The 394-nt window shown below is 49.7% G+C and carries 2 protein-coding genes; both read right to left on the bottom strand.

From position 1 onward, the window contains the following. A partial coding sequence (locus RVS70_RS23035) for an alpha-amylase family glycosyl hydrolase (RefSeq protein ID WP_321135064.1) occupies positions 1-197 on the bottom strand: 197 nt, incomplete at its 3' end. A 26-nt stretch (positions 198-223) separates the two neighbouring features. Continuing rightward, the coding region (locus tag RVS70_RS23040) for an SDR family oxidoreductase (RefSeq protein ID WP_321135066.1) at positions 224-394 on the bottom strand (171 nt) is incomplete at its 5' end.

A 394-nucleotide genomic window follows, 5' to 3' on the forward strand; every position in this document is an offset into this window, starting at 1 on the left:
GTCACATCATAGCCGTAATCAACATTCGGAGAAGGATAGATTGGGCAAACCCAAATCACATCCGCCCCGAGCTCCTTTATGTAGTCAAGACGGGAAATAATCCCCCGCAAGTCCCCAATTCCGTCTCCATTGCTGTCCTGAAAGCTTCTCGGGTAAATCTGGTACACCACCGCATCCTTCCACCAGTCTGTGTTCATCCCGCAATCCCCCTGTATTTGATGTTCTATTCAAGCTGAGACGGATAAAGAGTCATTCCGCCGTCGACGAAAAGTGTAGTCCCGGTCACATAGCTTGCTTCCTCAGATACGAGCCAAGCAGCTGCTGCCGCCACCTCTTCCGGTTTTCCGAAGGCTTTCATCGGGATTTTTTTCAATTGTTTTTGCCTGCTCTCTTC

The sequence above is a fragment of the Virgibacillus sp. M23 genome, from assembly GCF_034190895.1.
GTDB classification, from domain to species: domain Bacteria; phylum Bacillota; class Bacilli; order Bacillales; family Amphibacillaceae; genus Virgibacillus; species Virgibacillus salarius.